The sequence below is a fragment of the Myxococcus sp. CA023 genome (assembly GCF_010998615.1).
Lineage (GTDB): Bacteria > Myxococcota > Myxococcia > Myxococcales > Myxococcaceae > Myxococcus.
In genome coordinates this window covers 13,504-30,557 of record NZ_JAAEAH010000104.1, presented here as the reverse complement: position 1 = coordinate 30,557, position 17,054 = coordinate 13,504, and the positions used below count along the sequence as shown (strand labels likewise).

Annotated in this window: 9 protein-coding genes and 2 pseudogenes; 4 read left to right on the top strand and 7 right to left on the bottom strand. The window is 63.1% G+C overall.

The window, feature by feature from the left end:
• Positions 1-142 precede the first annotated feature (142 nt).
• Together F8M74_RS33340 and F8M74_RS33335 are read left to right on the top strand one after the other, a co-directional pair.
• A pseudogene (locus F8M74_RS33340) lies at positions 143-901 on the top strand (IS3 family transposase); the annotation flags it as partial.
• Positions 902-1,155: 254 nt separating this feature from the next.
• Complete coding sequence (locus F8M74_RS33335; RefSeq protein WP_141258264.1) at positions 1,156-7,140, top strand: ATP-binding protein; 5,985 nt, start codon at positions 1,156-1,158, stop codon at positions 7,138-7,140.
• A 271-nt stretch (positions 7,141-7,411) separates the two neighbouring features.
• On the opposite strand, the pseudogene F8M74_RS33330 reads toward F8M74_RS33335, so the two are convergent.
• Positions 7,412-7,899: pseudogene (locus tag F8M74_RS33330) on the bottom strand (tyrosine-type recombinase/integrase); the annotation flags it as partial.
• Positions 7,900-8,490: 591 nt separating this feature from the next.
• Positions 8,491-10,605 (bottom strand): P-loop NTPase fold protein, encoded by a 2,115-nt coding sequence (locus tag F8M74_RS33325; RefSeq protein WP_162295099.1) that lies wholly within the window; start codon positions 10,603-10,605, stop codon positions 8,491-8,493.
• Positions 10,606-11,600: 995 nt separating this feature from the next.
• Here F8M74_RS33325 and F8M74_RS33320 point away from each other — a divergent pair.
• A complete protein-coding gene (locus tag F8M74_RS33320) occupies positions 11,601-13,439 on the top strand; it encodes an Ig-like domain-containing protein (protein ID WP_141258262.1) in 1,839 nt (612 codons plus the stop codon).
• Positions 13,440-13,494: 55 nt separating this feature from the next.
• Here F8M74_RS33320 and F8M74_RS33315 read toward each other — a convergent pair whose 3' ends face one another.
• The 4 genes from F8M74_RS33315 to F8M74_RS33300 all read right to left on the bottom strand — a co-directional run bounded on the left by F8M74_RS33315 (position 13,495) and on the right by F8M74_RS33300 (position 15,627).
• Positions 13,495-13,662 carry a hypothetical protein gene (locus F8M74_RS33315; RefSeq protein ID WP_228560734.1) on the bottom strand — a complete coding sequence of 56 codons (168 nt, stop codon included), beginning with the start codon at positions 13,660-13,662 and terminating at the stop codon, positions 13,495-13,497.
• A gap of 28 nt (positions 13,663-13,690) precedes the next feature.
• Positions 13,691-13,909, bottom strand: coding sequence for a transposase (locus F8M74_RS33310; protein ID WP_141258261.1), 219 nt, complete (start codon positions 13,907-13,909; stop codon positions 13,691-13,693).
• A 2-nt stretch (positions 13,910-13,911) separates the two neighbouring features.
• Positions 13,912-14,265, bottom strand: a complete 354-nt coding sequence (locus F8M74_RS33305) for an adenylosuccinate synthetase (RefSeq protein WP_228560732.1) — start codon at positions 14,263-14,265, stop codon at positions 13,912-13,914.
• 117 nt (positions 14,266-14,382) lie between these two features.
• A complete protein-coding gene (locus tag F8M74_RS33300; protein ID WP_141258260.1) occupies positions 14,383-15,627 on the bottom strand; it encodes a hypothetical protein in 1,245 nt (414 codons plus the stop codon).
• Positions 15,628-16,147: 520 nt separating this feature from the next.
• On the opposite strand from F8M74_RS33300, the gene F8M74_RS33295 reads away from it, so the two are divergent.
• Positions 16,148-16,369, top strand: a complete 222-nt coding sequence (locus F8M74_RS33295; RefSeq protein ID WP_203330830.1) for a terminase small subunit — start codon at positions 16,148-16,150, stop codon at positions 16,367-16,369.
• Positions 16,370-16,642: 273 nt separating this feature from the next.
• On the opposite strand, the gene F8M74_RS33290 is transcribed toward F8M74_RS33295, so the two are convergent.
• Positions 16,643-17,053 (bottom strand): ATP-binding protein, encoded by a 411-nt coding sequence (locus F8M74_RS33290; protein WP_228560730.1) that lies wholly within the window; start codon positions 17,051-17,053, stop codon positions 16,643-16,645.
• Position 17,054: the final 1 nt, after the last annotated feature.

Here is a 17,054-nt window from a genome sequence, read left to right as displayed (position 1 = left end):
TCGCCTCGAATGCTTCGGCGACCCGGAACCACTCCTGCTTCTCCAACGGCTTCGACATACGCGCCAGGGACCATGGCGGCGACTCACCACTCAACGCCCCTCAGCACGTCGTTGGCCGGACGCTTACAAGCGTCCCGAGCAGTCCGAGCGCGCCAAGAGCGACCAGGCCCTCGGCGTCGAGGTGCTGGCCGTGCACCAAGAGAGCCGGGGCACGTACGGCGCCCCGCGAGTGCATGCGGAGTTGAAGGCGCGAGGCCGGCGGGTGGCGCGCAAGCGCGTGGCTCGGCTGATGCGCCAGACGGGATTACGCGCTCGTGCCCGGCGTCGATTCGTGCGGACCACCGACTCCGCGCACCGTCACCCCGTGGCTCCGAATTCTCTGGAGAGGAACTTCCAGCCAGGCCAGCCCGAGCGAGCCTGGGTGGGCGACATCACCTACGTCTGGACCGAGGAGGGCTGGTTGTATCTGGCCGTGCTCTTGGACCTCTTCAGCCGCAAGGTGGTGGGCTGGGCGATGGGCGAGAGAATCGACCGCAGTCTCGTGCTGAGTGCGCTCGACATGGCACTGCTGGGCCACCCCGCTCCCGAGCTGCACCACTCGGACCGCGGCAGCCAATACGCCAGTGAGGACTACCGCCAATTGCTCGAGGAGCGCGGCATTGCGTGCAGCATGTCGCGCAAGGGCAACTGCTGGGACAACGCCGTGGCGGAGAGCTTCTTCTCCACACTGAAGCAGGAACTGGTCTACCTCACCCGCTTCGAGACACGCACGGCGGCGAAGGGAGCACTGTTCGAGTACATTGAGGTATTCTACAACCGGAAGCGTCGCCACTCGTCCCTGGGCTACGTCAGCCCAGCCGAGTACGAGCGGATGGCCGCAACGAAGAGGCTGGCAGCATAGTCAACCTGTCCACTGAATCGGGCCAAGCCCACTACACTCCTTCATTCGCGGCACGACAGGGCAGGAGCATGCCGCACACAACCGCACATGGAAGACAACGTCCCCACTTTCCTGAATAGCAGGCACTATAGAAAGCAAGTTTTGATGAGTTTGGTACCGAAGCTCCACCCGACCTCCCACTGTCTTTGGGGGTTCATCAGCGGTGTCGACATCAGGTGTTCCCATGAACCGCTGTGGCCGAGGATGCTATCGGGATGCGGTTGCCATACGTGCGCGAGGGAAATGTGACTTCCTACACGGCATCTGGTGCGCGCCGAACTGGCGACGAGTATCAGGATCTTCAGTCAGCCGAAGTGCTTGTCCAATGGCTCGAACAGCCAGACATCTATCGTTGGGTACGATTAGAAACAATGGACGGCTCCCTTGATGACATTCAGGCCGAGCATTCCGATGGCACCCGTCGATTGTTGCAGGTGAAGTTTGGCACGGACGCCACCGTCGAGTGGGACTGGGACGAACTGACCAAGCAGGATCCAGGGAAGCGCGGGCAGCTCAAACCCTCCTTACTTCAAAAATGGAAGACCTCGCTTGATGACATACGGGCCAAGGGAGTTACGGTGAGCGAGGCAGCCCTTCTCACCAACCGAGCCGCGAGCGCATCAATCCGCGCTCATCTCTCGGATGCTGGCATCGTGAATTTCGGTGGGCTGTCAGCTCAACTGCAAGCCAACATTTCCGCACAATTGGGAGGACCGGCAGACGCCTCCTCATTCTTCGCGTCGTTCCACTTCTTCTTCAAGCAGAGGTCGTTCGAAGTTCTTGAAGACGCTCTTCAGCAACGGTTTCGACGCCTTGGCGGTACGCCAGAAGGTTGGTCGATCCTTATGAGAAAGATCCGACGATGGATCAACCACAAGGACGAGCCATCAACTGGCGGAACAATAACCCTTGGAGATCTACGCGCAGCGGCACTTTGGCAGCTTCCACCCCAGATTCCACAGGGCTTCCTTGTGCCGGAGGACTATGTCGCTCCCAAAGTATGGAGCGAAGGAGTTGTAGAGCCACAGCTATTTGCGGGCGGCGAACGTCTAGTTATCGTGACTGGCAGCCCCGGAGCCGGCAAGAGCACCTATCTAAGCTGGCTCGTTGAGCGCCTGGACGCCGCTGACGTTCCCGTAGTGCGTCATCACTACTTCTTGTCAACGATTGACACGACCCTGTACCGGACGGAGTGGGAGACTGTTGCTAGCGACATCATCGGCCAGCTTCGCTTGACGTATGGAGAATTGGTGCGGGCAGCCGATGGCCGGAACCCGTTGCCGGAGACCCTACCTGAGTTCCTCTCCGCAGCGGGCCGCCATCGTGCAGGCATGAATCCGCTTGTAGTTATAGTGGATGGCCTTGACCATGTATGGCGCGATACTGGAAGTGAGGATGGCCTTCGGCGGCTGTTCGACCTACTTCTACCTGTGCCAGACGGCATTGTCGTGGTTGTCGGCACTCAGGATATCGACATCACTCGAATTCCGCGAAAGCTGCGCGACTTGTGCCCGCGCGACCGATGGCTTGAGATTCCGACTCTTGATGGGGAAGGAGTTCACGAGTGGCTCGAACATCACAAGAACGAACTCGGGCTGCCCGAAGATAAAGTCCATGCTAACGGTGTGCTCAACGAGCTGGCTGACGCCTTCCGCGACGTAAGTGGAGGGCACCCGCTGCTCCTGCACTACACACTGGGTGTGGCCCGACAGGGCAGAACCTCGGTTCACCCGGGCCATGTCCGAGCATTGCCGAGATTCGATCCAGGCAGCAGTGTGGCGACATATTACCGAGCGCTTTGGGAGGACGTTAGCCCGGAAGGACACCACCTCCTTCACTTGCTCGCCGGATTCCACTGGGCTTGGCCACGCGACGGCTTAGTGCAGTGTTTGGCTCCACAGACCGATCCTGTTCGGCTTGAGAGCGCGGAACGCGCAATCCGACACCTCTTAGGGGCGTCTCGGGCTGGAGTGACTGCGTTCCACGAGAGTCTTTTGGCCTTTGTCCGAACGTTACCTGACCACCAAGACTCGATAAAGTCGCTTCGACCTCAGGTCTTGGACTGGCTCACGAATCGCGCCCCTGAATATTGGCGTTGGCGGCATGAGTGGGAAGAGCGAGCTAAGAACGGAGACACGTCTCCCCTTATCTCGTCCGCTACGCTAGAGTGGTGTGTCACTTCCTTGGTGGCGGGTCGGAGCCGAACGGAAGTCGCGGAGGTAGTGTCCGCGAGTGGATGGGCTGCGCTTGAGGTAGCTCGCCTTGGTGTAGCAACAGAACGGCACTATATAGATGCGTACCTTGAGCAAGCGGGCCAAACTCAAGGAGTTCTTTCGAAGCTGTTGTGGCTGGCGCTCCACGGCCGCGACCCACGCAGCCGCGAACTCGAACTCAACCTGTTCCTTTCACGCAAGTCCCAAGCAACAGATGAGGAAATTGAGGCGGTAGCGGAGGTGGCATTCTCGATAGGGCAGCTTGATGTTTGTCTGGAGTTGTTCGACGAGTGCGCTGACCGATGGATTGCCGATTCGCGGCGCTCCGACCGGATAGACAATACGCTCTCGGCACTCGAACAGATCATGCCATCTTTGATCGCCGCTAGTCTGACGACGTCGGCCGACGGGCCATATCGCTCCCATGTCTCGGAATATGGCGATGATCCAAGATGGTGCTTGAGTGGACGTTACTCGAAAGCGCTCGCGCGGCATTGCGTCATCGGGGATGCTACACAGGCCATCCGCGCGGAGCTGCGGTTTCTGGCAAACCGAGCAGGTAAGGTATTGTTCGAAGCCGTTGACGAGATCGTCCGGCTTGCCTGTCAGGATGGCTTTGATCCAGAGCGATGGATTGAGAACGAGGAAGCTCGTCGTTCCGGACTATTCCGGTGCTTCCGGCTGTGGGTTCGACACGTTGCTGAGGTTCCTGCTGATTCGCCCCGAGAGGTGTCGTTCCAGTCGCTTCCACGGGTGCTTTTCAGTTGGGACGAGAGCGCGTTCGTCGAGCTGGCGCGCTCCTACTTCTTTTCCTGTGTTGCCAGCGCGGCAGAAGGGCGTGACCCTGCGGCCGCCGCCGGCCTGGATGCGCGGGCTTCCGAAGTTGTGAAGTTCCTCCGTACATTGCGTGACCTTGCTGCTGAGCTCGCAGCCTCCAAGAGAACTGGACACGCTACCGGGGGAGCGTGGTTCGTTGCCCGAATTGCGACGATTGATCCACCCAATGTGCATCTAGGCGATCTTGACAATCAGCCAGTACGGCCGGAGTTGCTGGCTCAAGTCGTGGTTGCGATCACGCAAGATCTTGAAGCTTTGTACTATGCAGAAACCGGCGGAACCTCGCTAAGCTGCGATGCAATAAAAGTCGCGATCGAGGGGGCTTGGACATGGCCGCAGGTCTGGATTGAGGACCGCGTGGAGCGGCGGCTTCCCATGGGTGATTCCCAGGCTGCGAGGTTCTTGATCGACAGCGAGCGAACACGCCTGGAGGAGAGTAGGGACTATCTCCACACGAGGGCCACCGCGTATGCCTCTCTCGCCCAGTTCTGTCAGATTCATCAAGTGAAGAAAGACGAGGTAATCGAACTGGCGCGGCTCGCCGCTAGAAACCTCTTAGGACACGGGCAACACAAGGATATGGTACTGTTCGACGTGCTCGGAGGACTCCAGGCTGCTCCGGGCGTAAGCACGAGTGTTGCCCTGGCTCGACTTCGAGCGCTCTTTCCAGTGATTCAGGTCGTGGACGAGATCACTGATAGGGACGAGACACGATATCTCAAGCGTGAATTTGCCGAGGTTATCGCGAAGACCGCGCCCGAGATGCTTCCGTCGTACATGCGGAGCCTTCAGCGTAATCATCATCACTGGGACGTCGAAGCGTATTTTACTGACCATGCGAAATCTGCTTCGTTGGGAGCTGTTTACGAGAAAGCCCTTGCGAGCACGTTGGTTCATGAAGATGCGCTGACGGCGTTTCAGGAACGCGCAGATAGAGGAGACTCCGAGGCTGGAGTAGTGCTCGCTAATATTTTGACATACTGCGGTCGGCAGTCGGCCGACTCGGAACAGTCGTCTACTGCGTCATCTGACCCAACGGGGAGTGTCGACAAGAGTCCGCCATCGATCGAGGAGTATCCGCCGTCGCGGCTGACGGATTTTGTACGTGCCGTGCGAGACGCTCACATCTTTGGGGATACGCACCTGGCAGCCTGGACGACGTATTGGCGCTCGAAAGACCCCGACGGATTGCTCGCTGCTCTGGCAGCTTACATGGCAGCGAACGGCCACCCGCATGAAAGGCATACGGGGAAAATGGTTGTCGACTTGGCCATTGAGCGACTGGGGCGTGGCGCAGCCTGGGATTGGTTGATTTCCTATCACAAGGCTATGTATGGATGGGGGCTGTATACCTATCGACTGGCTGACGTGGAGTGGATCTGGGCGGTCATTCAGTCTCGGTTCAGAGTGCGATGGCTTGACTTCGTTACCGCAACATCGCGCCCTCAATGGGGCTCGGCCGGAGTTGCCCCTAGTTGGAGCACTGAGCGTATGGTCCGGTTCCTCCGAACAATCGGAGAGCCGGAGTTAGCGGGCGAAGTTATCGACACGGCGATTCGGTGGGGAGTTGGGCTGGCAGCGAATATGCGGCTTCCTGATTCTTCCTTGGTGACTGAGGAGCCAAGTCTTCCAGTAGCTCTGCGATTGCTTGTTGACCGGCTCGACTGTCCGTCCAGGATGGTGCAGGAGCGAGCCGCTTGGTCACTGGCCGGACTCTTGGCTGGAAACGATACCCGTGATGCCACAATGAGAGCTTTGTTGGATTGGCACGCAGAGGAATCGCTCGAACTTCGTTCCTGTTTCCTTCTGGTTATCCTACACCTTGCGCGTGCCGCACACGGCCTTTCGGCACGTGCCTGTGTGAACGTTGCCGGCCAAGCGAGCCTTGTGCCATCCATTGGTGTCGACTTACTGCTGCGTGAGTTTGGGGACGAAGGGCTTGAACTCGCGGCGTCGCTCAGTTTTCGAACGAGGCACTCGGGGACGCCGGACCTCGGCTTCTCGCGCGTGGATAAGTTCGGACTCGTCGTGGGTGCACATCTCGCACCGATATTCCGCCGCTGGGTCAATGATTTAGACAAGTCGGGAATCGCATTCTCGCGCCAGTGGGAATGGGAGGCGACTCAGCTTGCCAAGCAGAACGGCCTGTCGTTGAGACTAAACGCTCATTTTGAGCATCACTATCGAGGAGGCATCGACGACCCAGCACTTGCAATTAACGACAGGCTCTCGATGGTGCTCCGTTCTGCATACCTGCGAGCGCTGCACAGGTTTATAGACGAGGAGATAATTGATGTCGAACGCGCAAAGATTCACACTCGGCGTGTCGCCGTCATGGCCGACCCTGCGCTGTGGGCAGTCAGCCCATCCCAATGCCCGGATTGGTGGCCGGTGGATCAAAGTGATGAAAGCGGACTGGACACGCTCAGTGAAGCCGTTGGTCTGGCGGTTAGGACTCGCCTAGAGCAGCGGAATCCTAACGAAGCGGAGATCCTGCTGTTTGCGGCAGGACCATGCGGCAATCGACCGAATTTTCGAGCGGAAGTCGAGATTAGGGCGTTTCTACAATCTGCCAACGGGCCAATGAAGCCGCTTGAGTCGGAGTTGGCAAAGCTCCCGATGATCAATTGCCTAGCGGTACCGCCTCGGCTGTCACTGCCGGGGAGTTATATGGCATTTGCTGTGTATGCCGGATACGCCCGCGACTGGATGATGGCTCCCCTTGCGTGGTGGCTTCACTCTGACACGCATGAATGGCTACTGCCCGAGCGAGCGATCCGCGGAATTCACGTCCCCGCTACATGGTTGCTCCCCGGTACCCCTAACGTCGAGACCAAGCCAGAGCAGGTCTGCGTCACGTTAGGTGACCAACTTGTTGCTCGATATCGTTACTGGCACGATGAGTTGCGCGAGCGCCGCTACCAAGACGCAGGCTCCAGAGCAGGCGCCGAGTTGGTGATTCGACGAGAGTGGCTGGAACCTCAGCTTGCTGCTGGGGCCACGCTTTGCTGGATGGTGACCTTGTCGGTAGCGCAGCGTGAGAAGTACGAGGGGCAGTTTGGCAAATTGCAAGTGGTTGGGACTTGGTTCGTTGGGGGGAGCCACATGGTTTGGCCAGAGCCTTGGCAGCCGCCATTGCCAGGGGAGTAGGTGGTTCAGACGCGCATGATTCCGACCCTATGTGCCCCCAGTGTGCCCCTCCAGCGTGGTTGAGGGAGGCACACGAGGGAACGGCGTGGGACGGGGCGGGATGACAAACCCGAGGAGAATCAAGGTGATAGCGGGTAACAGCGCGTCCTGCCTGGGGTTTCCTATCGCCTTGTCTGCGGGTTCGATTCCCGCCGCCTCCACTGGGAAGTACGAGCCCAGCAATCCAATCGGGTTGCTGGGCTTTTCTTTGTCCTCGGTGCCTTATGTGTCCTTAGTGTGCCCCTCCGGCGTCTCTGCCCGGTGCTGCGTGGAGCTGGGGCACGGGTCGGTCGAGCTGCTGTACCGCGTTCTCCCGGGCCTCCGGCGCGAGGTGGGCGTACCGCATGGTCATCTCGATGGTCGCGTGGCCCATCAGCTCCTGGGTGACCTTCATCGGGACACCGCGCATGGCGAGGTGACTGCCGTAGGTATGGAGCAGGTAGTGCCAGCCGATGCGCCACTGCTCGCGGCTGATGCCCGCCGCCCGCAGCGCACGCTGGAGCGGCAGCTTCATCAGGCCATCGGTGAGCGGCTGGCCGTCCTGCTGGCAGAGCACGTAAGGGCCTCGCCAAAGGTGAGGAAGTCGAAGGCGGGCTTCTCCGTCCGGAAGAGCTTCACGCGCGGGACGTGGGTGATGACGCCCTGTTCCTGCGCCAGTGCGAGTAGCTTGTGCAGCACCGTGAGTACGTTGTTGATGGACTTGAGGCTCTGGAGCTTCGGGCTGGTGGTCTGCTCCCCAATTTGAGGACCAGTTGAAGAGTGAGAGGGTCCTCGCGGCCAGGAGGTAGGTCGGTCGTGAGGAAGAGCAGGTTTACCGAGGAGCAGATGGTCCGCATCCTGAGGGAGGCGGAGGCGCCTGGGGCGTATACGTATAGGCGGGATAGAGGCCCAGTTGAGGGTGAGGGCTGGAGCGGAGGGGCCGAGGAGGGCCGCTGACGGGGCCTCCCGAGCGATGCTCCTGGCCGGTGGACAGACCGATTGAACCCCCTTGGGGTACACGCCTGCCCAGGTCGCGCTCCCATCAGGTGCGTGGCAGGGGCCGCCGGCCTGGTGGCTATCTTGCGCCTCAACACCCCGCGGCCTGGGGGGTGGCCCTCGTGCCGGGGCCAAACGCAGCGCGAGTGCCTGGAGTTGATGGACTGTTACGGGCGCGGGAAGGTGCGACGGCTCGCGGAGATTGTCGCGGGGGGGGCTCGCGGGGGAGCTGTCACTGGCCTGCGCCGTGGCCTCCGCGCTGGGCTCCGAGGAGTGGGTGTCGAGCCACGAGAGCCTGGGGCGGCATCACTGAGGGCGGTGGCGTCCCCGTGGACTCTAGAGTTGGTTCAGAAGGTAGGCCGCCCAGACGACTCGCGGAGGGATGTCGTCGGCGAGCACCCCGCGAACCTTTAATGGCAATGCGGCGAGCTGCGTGGTGACAAAGGTGTCGAACTCGGCCAGCAACACAGCCGGAAGGAGCTGTCGAAGGCTCGCGAGGTACATGCGGATGGTCTTGTCGTACTGGTCCTGCAGCGACGAGTCCGAGGGAACGCAGATGGCCAGGAGGTCTGACATTTTCCAGGCGTACTCCGGCTTGTCCAGGTGCTTCCCCAGCCAGCGTTGGACTTCCTCTCGTCCCCCAATCTCACTCCAACAGTAAAGGACGCCAATGCACCAGTCGCACAGCTGGAGGGGGACGTTCAGCAGCGACGCCAGTCGCCGGGGGACATGGGCTAGCACGGCGGGAGCAATCACTTCGTCGACGCCCGTGGATGTCGCCTGCGCGGAGGGCGAGGTCCCGACGGCGGTGCTTCGCGCGTGATGGTGCCAGACGGAGTAGAGGAGGAAGTCCCATTCGTCGGTCGGAGCCAGGTCCGCAAGCAGACTTCGCGAGGACTCGTGGTCCAACTTCCCCAGGAGCGAGGCCCCCAACAGGTACAGTTCCTCTCCTTTACTCATCCGGCGCGGTGGCATGGCTTGGACTGCACTGCTGAGGAGCGCCAACAGGCGCGCGGAATTCGTGGCTGAGAGTTCGGCCACGAGCTGGGAGAGTCGAGAGACGGTCATCTCGAAGTCCGTACTGAGGTCCTTCTTGAGCTCCGCCGTCGCCTCCGCGTTCCGCGGCGTTCCAAGGTACCTGGCGTGTTTCCGGAGTTGTTCATCCGAGAAGGCCTTCGGAGGAATGCCGAAATAGAAATAGCGGTCGAAGCACTCCCTGCTCGCGATGCGCCGCGTGGCGACGGCGAGGCGCTCGAACGGCGCAAGACCCAATTCGATGGATTGGGGAAAAAGAAGAGAGAGGACCCTGCCCGCCTCGATGGCTTCGCTTCTGTCGCAAAGCCCGTGGTCGACGAGGAAGACAGCGATGTCCTTCGTCTCGGTCGGACTGCGGGTGTGCTCCATCAGTTCCTCCTTGAGGTGATAGAGGCCGCGGAAGACCGAGGGGTGATACGTCCGCAGGTAGGTCACACCAATGAAGTCGGCTAGGTCGACCTCGCCCGTAACCAGCGGCAGGTACGAGCGCAGTTGCGCGAAGAAGCGCTTGATGCTGCGAGGCTCCTTGAGCCTCCGGAGGGCCTGACTGTCGAACAGCCGCTTCGCGCGCTCCTGGGCCTCCTCGCTCTGGCGGAGCGACCCCAGGTCGCGAAGGGACTCGTCAATCATCGCGCGGGCCTGTTGCGCGTGGACGATGGGGAGGTCCAGGCGTATCTGGACGATCTTCTCCAGGTAGGCCAGCGCGCGTCCCGTGTCCCCTCGCGCGAGCTCGGTTTCCTGGAGCACGGAGAGCAGGGTGGCTTCGTCGTACGCGAGTAGGTAGCAGATGTTCGGAAGCCGCCCCAGCAGCCGGATGAGCTTGAAAACCATCAGCAGCTCACTCGGCATCAGGCGGTCGACGTCATCGAGCACGACCAGCGTCGGACGGGCTCGCTCCCGGAGCGCGGTCTCCAGTCTCGCGCGCAGAACCGTGACAGAGGGCTGAGGACTCAACAGCTTCGCCGCGTTCTCCGCGACCTTGCCAGGGTTGATGCCAATCCAATCCATCAATGGGGAGGCAGTCACCGCCCCCCCGAATGAGAGCAGCTTGCTCGCGTACGACGAGAACGTCTCGAACGCGGTCTCATCCTTGAAATCATGGACCACGTTCGCAATCGCCCCGAAGAAGGCGAAGGCGAGCGTCTGGACGTCGGAGAACTCCCACGGATTGAAGTGAGCGACAGTCCACGGGCTTTTGGGAGCCTGGAGTTTCTCTGTGACGAGCTTCAACACGGAAGACTTCCCACTGCCCCAGGGGCCCATGAGCGCGAGCACCGTGCTCGACTGCTCTTTCTGGACATGCTCGAGGACCTCGACTACCTGTCGTGCGAAGAGCCTCCGATCCAGCAGGTCCTCGGTCTCGTTCTCGATGGGGTCGTCGGAGAAGTGCCGCGATGGAGTGGGGCGCTCGGACATGCCATGCATCGTCCGCCGCATCCCCACTTCATTCAACCGTCCACCGAGTGGGTCCGGAACATGTCAGGCATTCCGGACCCACCCTCATGGCACACCGTCAACGTATAGGCGGGGTAGAGGCCCTGTTGAGGGTGAGGGCTGACGTATAGGCGGGATAGAGGCCCAGTTGAGGGTGAGGGCTGGAGCGGAGGGGCCGAGGAGGGCCGCTGACGGGGCCTCCCGAGCGATGCTCCTGGCCGGTGGACAGACCGATTGAACCCCCTTGGGGTACACGCCTGCCCAGGCCGCGCTCCCATCAGGTGCGTGGCAGGGGCCGCCGGCCTGGTGGCTATCTTGCGCCTCAACACCACGCGGCCTGGGGTGGCCCTCGTGCCGGGGCCAAGCAATCGAGAGCGCTAGCCCGTTCTACACGTACGACTCACTCAGGCTCGTCATCGACCGCGAGCCCTGGTTGGCCTGGACCGAGTATTCGTCGACGGTCGACACGAAGAGCATCTACCGCAGGCGCCGCGCCACGGTCTGGGATCCCAAGCAACTCATTTCAGGAGAGAGCCTCGGGGCGTTCCTTCTCGACGAAAACATGTTCCCCTGGGCCTTGGTGGGCAGCGCAGTGGTGCGCCCGAAGTAACTGGTGATGTCCTCCTCCTGCTCTGAGTGCTCCCGCTGACCGTTCCACGCCGGAACCACGGACGTGGTCCGCAACCAGTTGGATGAAGCCTGGCCCACGACGTTCCTGGACCGGGTCACCATGGACTGGCGCCGCTCCCGGGGCCTCAAGGACATCGCGCCGGAAGAGGCGGGACACGCGCGCATCCGCCATCTCGGTCTGCGAGCTCCGCGGAACGAAGGGGCTCAGTCAGGGACGGGGCTGCTGAAAGGTCTCTGCGCGCGGGGACGGGAACCGGCTCGGCGTTGCCGCTGAGCGCAGGCTCGGGCCAAGCTGCACGCGCCGAGTCCCGACGCAACGGTTTGGCGTGTCCCCTGAAAGGCTCCTCATGAACCCCCGAAGCACACACGCCCGTTGGGCCGTACCACTGCTCTTCGCGGCACTGGGCACCGCCGCCTGCGACACCTTCCGGCCCGAGCCGATGCCCCCGCATCACCCCGAGGCACCACATTCAAAGCTGCGCTTCACCGTGCAGACAGAAGGCCCCGAGTTCTGCCGGGAGGGGTTGTGGACGCTCTCGGTCTCGGTTGAGGGCGGCACGCCGGGGCGCGTGGAACTCCTCACAAACGGCGGAGCCCCCACGACGATGGAGGCGCCGTACCAGCATGTGGTCGACTGCGCCACGCATGCCGAGGGCCGCTTCGCCTTCGTCGTGCGAACCGTGGTCGGTAACCGAAGCATCAACGCCGGAGAGGCATCCGTCACGGTGGACCGCACTCCACCCACCGTCATCGCCACGCGCCCCAGAGGCAGCTATCCGTCCGTATCGTCACCGATGGCGTTCGTTTTCTCGGAGCCACTGCTGCCGAGTTCGATTCAGTCGGAGCCGACCGAGCTGATCAACAGGAATGGCATCCCGGTGCCGGTCGCGCATCAAGCGGTCCTCAAGGAAAATGGAACGGTTCTCGAGCTGGTGCCGACATCACCACTCCAGCCTCCCGTCGAGATGTCTGCGACGCTCCTTCGGCGGAGTCTGACCGACCTGGCCGGCAACCCACTCGACCCGAGCCTTCCAGACTTCGCCTTCCGGCACTTTGCCACCTACGGGCTCTTTGCCAGCGTCACGGAGCTCCTTCTCGTGGACGACGTCCTCCCTATACCAACAGACTTCCTGCTTGAGCGTGGCGCTGCCGGGACAATGCCCGTCGTCGGGTTCCTTCAATTCGATTACAGGACGAACACCCAAGTGCCAGCCCTGGCGCGGTGGGACGGCAATGCATGGCAACGGGTCCCCTCATTTCATACGGTCATTGAGGGCGCCTCGAACCTCGTTGCGTTCCAGTTCAGCGCACGGGACGGCGAGATTGTCGCCGAGTGGCGCGAGAGGGAAGCCGTCACCGGGTTGGAGCAGATCCATGTCGCCAGCTTCTCCGGGACAGGTTGGGACCACTTCCCAGTCCCGATCGACACTCCCTCCAAGTACGACTGGGTCAAGCTGACGTTGGCACCACAGGGCAGGCCTGTCATCACAGTGGGGCAGAGTACCAACCCAGACGAAACCGAGGTTCGCGTCCTCCGATGGACAGGCACAGAGTGGCAATCACTCGGTGCGCCCTTCAGTGAGAACCCGGCGCCGAGGACCCTTGCGCGGCGAGTCACCATCGCAGCGGATGACACGCGAGTGGTCGCGAGCTGGGACGAGGCAGCCATCGACCTCGGGCCACCTGCTGGTTACATCCACGTCAAGGCGTTCGAGAACGGAAGCTGGGGTCCCGTGGGCGCCCCCATCCCCTTCATGGCGCACTCATTCGTGGACAACATCGCTCTCGCGATTCAGCAAGACCATCGCGTGCTCATGGCCTGGACTGAGCATGGCACCTATATTGACCCCTGGAACGGCACCATTGTGCACACCGCGGCCATCCGTTTCTCGTCCGCATCGCTGGCCGATTCACAGCCGACCTGGGCCGCGTCCGAATTCATCGGACCCAGCTACGAGCCGAACTACTCCCCGCTCCATCTCGTCGTCGGCCGAGACCTCGAGCCCTGGTTGGCGTGGAGCGAGCGGGGTACGTACGCCTACGCTGGCAGGAGCTACGTTCGCAGGCTCCGTGCCACGGGTTGGGAGCCCGAGCAATTCATCGGGTTTGGGCTGTTTGGGTTCCAGCTCGACGAGGACGGGAATCCTTGGGCCTTGTTGGGCAACACCGTCATGCGCCCGCAGTAAAACCTGCGAGCGGCGCCTTCCTGGTACCGCTCGCCATGCCTCACGGGCACCGCGCTCAGCGCACCAGATGGAAGTCCGTCTGACGCTTCCAGGCCCAGTGCACGCGGCCCTCGGCGTCGATGGTGATGTCCTCCTCCTGTGCCGAGCGCACCCACTGGCCGTTCCACTCTGGCTCCGCGGACGTGGCCTGCAGCTCAATGGAGTACCACTGGTTCGCAATCACCTTGTGGTCTCCATTGCCGGGCACTCCCTCAAGCGGGGGCGGAGCCGGGGCTGGAGGAAGTCGGGCCAGCGGGCTTCTTCTCCTCGGGCGGCGGCGTCATCGCCGCTACCCTACGCGCCTCGCGCAACCACTGCGACAGCGTCGGCTGCGAGACTCCCACCTGGCGAGCCAATGCAGCCGCGCTCACCGCGCCTGGCCCCACCATCCGCTTCACCATCTCCGCCTTGAATGCATCCGTGTACGACACAGCTACCTGCCTGCACTCACCCCCATGGGGTGCTCAGCTCGGCCGGTCAGTCGAGGCGACAACTTCCCTGACACAGGGGGGGAGCTGGCCTCCACCCGCATGGCCAGGGGATGGAGGAGGGTGGTCCGCGCCAGGTGCGTGCGCACGCCCGGGACGAAGGTGCCCGCGCCGAACTGCGAGAAGGTGTGGTGCGGCCCGTCATCGGTGATGACGTTGTGGCCGGCCTGGGCTCCGCCGTTGAAGCGCACCACGAGCCCCGCGCCGTGGCGGCGCACCAGCCAGTCGGTGAGCGTGCCCTTGCTGGCGTCTCCGAAGCCGAGGTCAACGACGAGGTGGGCTGTGCGGGAGGGACTCATGGGTGTGCGTGAGGTGGGGACGGCCCACAGCATCGCACGGTGCATTCACAACCGCCCGCGTCCAGGGCCGCGTCGAACCTGGACGTTGCCCCTTTAGTGTTCGACGTCCGCCTGCCGCTACGGCTCGCCAGTCTGGGACAGCCGCCCCTGGACGACAGTGGCGCTTCCCGCGGGGATTTCCGTCCGCTGGGGGAAGCCGTGGGCGTCGAACTCCACCTTCACGGACATCGGGCCCAGCTCCATCGTGGCGGCGCGGGCTCCCGCCTCCTCGCGGGGGCGGATGACCATCTTCGTCGGTGCGGACGCGTCGGCGGGAGGCACCCACAGCAGGGCCTCGAGCGCGTCGCCCTGGCCCTTCAGCAGGCCCTCGCGGAGCCGCGCGGCGAGCCCCACCTCGCCGATGAGTTCGCCCCCGAACTGAGCCTGCACCTCCTTGGCGGCCACCTGACCCGAGACGCCGTAGCTCCCGTTCTGCTCCCGGCGCAGGCGCACATTCGCGGCGACCGTGTCGTTGACCCGCTTGGAATAGCTCTTGGCGACGAGCACTCCCGAGATGTCCGCCTGCTCCGTGATGTTGGTGTCCTGGAACTGGAGCTGGGCCGGGGCCCCGGGACGCACCATCGTGGTGCTGACCTCAAGGATGCTCCCGCCCGCCTTGGAGCCGAAGAGCGCCGTGTACTGGAACCCGAGGGGTACGTCGCCCAGCCGCATCACCTGCACGTCGCTGTAGTAGGGCGCCACCGGCTGCTCCGGCGCCGTGGAGGTGAGGCCCGTGGCGATGGACTCGGTGACGTCGAGGAAGGTCTTCGTGTATCCCAGCTCGTTGTGGAAGCAGGTCTTGGGGAGCACGGGGTCCGCGTGGACCATCACCTTGATGCGACCCACCTGCACGGCTGGAGCGGCGCCTCGCGAGTAGTCACCTTCTAGGTACATGGCGGGGCTGCCCGTGAAGGACTTGACGTCCGTGGCGCGCACTCGCTCCACGGTGACGTCATCGAGGAGTGACTCGAGCAGGCTCCTCACCGCGGCGCCGGCATCGATGGCGCTCGTGTAGAAGAGGCAGGTGACCGGCTCGGAGGTCCCAATCGGGAGGGTGAGGATGGTCACCCCATTGGGGCGCTTCATCAGCTCCGGCGTACCCGCGGCCAGCACCTTGCCCCGGAAGAGGACTCCCTCGGCCTCCACTGGCTTGTGCGGCAACGGCGCGGTGATTTCCCGGGCGAGCGCTTCACGGACGGTGCGCGGCTCGGCGGGCGCTGACGCCGCGGGAGCGGGCTTGGATTCAGTGTGGTTCGCGGCGGGGCTGGTCGCACAGCCCGTGAGCAGAACGGCGGAAAGCAGGGTCAGTCTGGGGAGAGGCATGCGCCACCTGTCGCGGGGAGGTCGGACGTCCTGACGCTCTATTCGAAATGGGCGCCCGAGTCTGGTTGTGCCCGGGTGAAAACAGGCTCATGGGGTGCCAATGCCGTGAGGTCCTTCCCCCCTGTGTCAGGGAAGTTGTCGCCTCGGCTGAGGTGCCGAGCAGATGAAGCCCAGGGGGCGAGAGCAGGCAGGACGCAGTGCCGTACACAGATGCATTCAAGTCGCAGAGGGTGAAGTGCCCTCGAAGCGCTCGTGACGTCGTCGCCCCTTCTAAAGGGCATGACCCCATCCCCCATTTTCTTTGGCGTCGTCCTCGCAGTGGTCCTGGCGGTTTGCCTTCCCCCCTTCAAATGGCTGGGGGAGCGCGCGTGGAAGTATCTCGGTCGAGAGTTCCGGAGGCGGGTGCGCCAGATGTTGAGGAACTGGGCGCGCGGGCTCCGCGAGCGGCGTCGTAAGAGTCGCCGGCCACGCTGAGGGGATGCTCGCCGGATGCCGTCCACACTGCCCGGGAGACTCCCCCGTGGCAAGCGAGCGTCCCAAGCAGCCCAGCTCCATCTCTGGCCAGACAGCCCCTGTTGATGCGTCACGCGACGAGTTGACGGCGAAGCAGCGGGCCTTCGTCCGCGAGTACCTGGTGGACGGTGTGGGGAAGCAGGCCGCCATCCGGGGCGGGTACTCCGAGCACTCCGCCGAGGTGACGGCCTCGAAGTTGCTAAGGAATGCCAAGGTTTCGGCGGGATAGAGGCGCTGTTGAGGGGGGAGGGCTGGAGCGGAGGGGCCGAGGAGGGCCGCTGACGGGGCCTCCCGAGCGATGCTCCCGGCCGGTGGACAGACCGATTGAACCCCTTGGGGTACACGCCTGCCCAGGCCGCGCTCCCATCAGGTGTCAAGGCTCGGCCAATCAGGTCGCTGTTCGGTTCGGCCAATCAGGTCCGGACGTGAAGCGCCCAGGAATCGCGACGGCGTGGGCCGCACGGGTTCGGCCAAACCGGTCCGGCAGGGGCTCCGCCAGGTGTCAGCGTGCGATGGTCTCGACCTGGGCCGCGCGCGGTGTGCGGGTGCGCTTGGCGAGCGGTGGGTTGCGGTAGCTGTCACCCTCGATGGTGAGGACATGGGCGTGGTGCAGCAGCCGGTCCATGGCGGCGCTGGCCAGCAGTGCGTCACCAAACAGCGGCGGCCACTCCTCCAGGGCGCGATTGGAGGTGATGCAAGTGGCCGCGCGCTCGTAGCGACGGCGGACAATCTCGTACAGGTCGATGCCCTCCTCACCCGTGAGGGGCCGCAGTCCGAGGTCGTCGATGATGAGCAGGGCTGGAGTGGTGAAGCGCAGGAGGCGTCGCTCGTAGCTGTTGTCGGCGCGTGAGGCGCGCAACTGCGTGAGCATGTCGTGGGCGCTCACGTAGAGGACAGCGTGGCCGGCGGACAAG

Coding starts and splice junctions, on each gene's coding strand:
- F8M74_RS33335 (WP_141258264.1), top strand. CDS start 1,156: ATGCGGTTGCCATACGTGCGCGAGGGAAATGTGACTTCCTACACGGCA.
- F8M74_RS33325 (WP_162295099.1), bottom strand. CDS start 10,605: ATGTCCGAGCGCCCCACTCCATCGCGGCACTTCTCCGACGACCCCATC.
- F8M74_RS33320 (WP_141258262.1), top strand. CDS start 11,601: ATGAACCCCCGAAGCACACACGCCCGTTGGGCCGTACCACTGCTCTTC.
- F8M74_RS33305 (WP_228560732.1), bottom strand. CDS start 14,265: ATGAGTCCCTCCCGCACAGCCCACCTCGTCGTTGACCTCGGCTTCGGA.
- F8M74_RS33300 (WP_141258260.1), bottom strand. CDS start 15,627: ATGCCTCTCCCCAGACTGACCCTGCTTTCCGCCGTTCTGCTCACGGGC.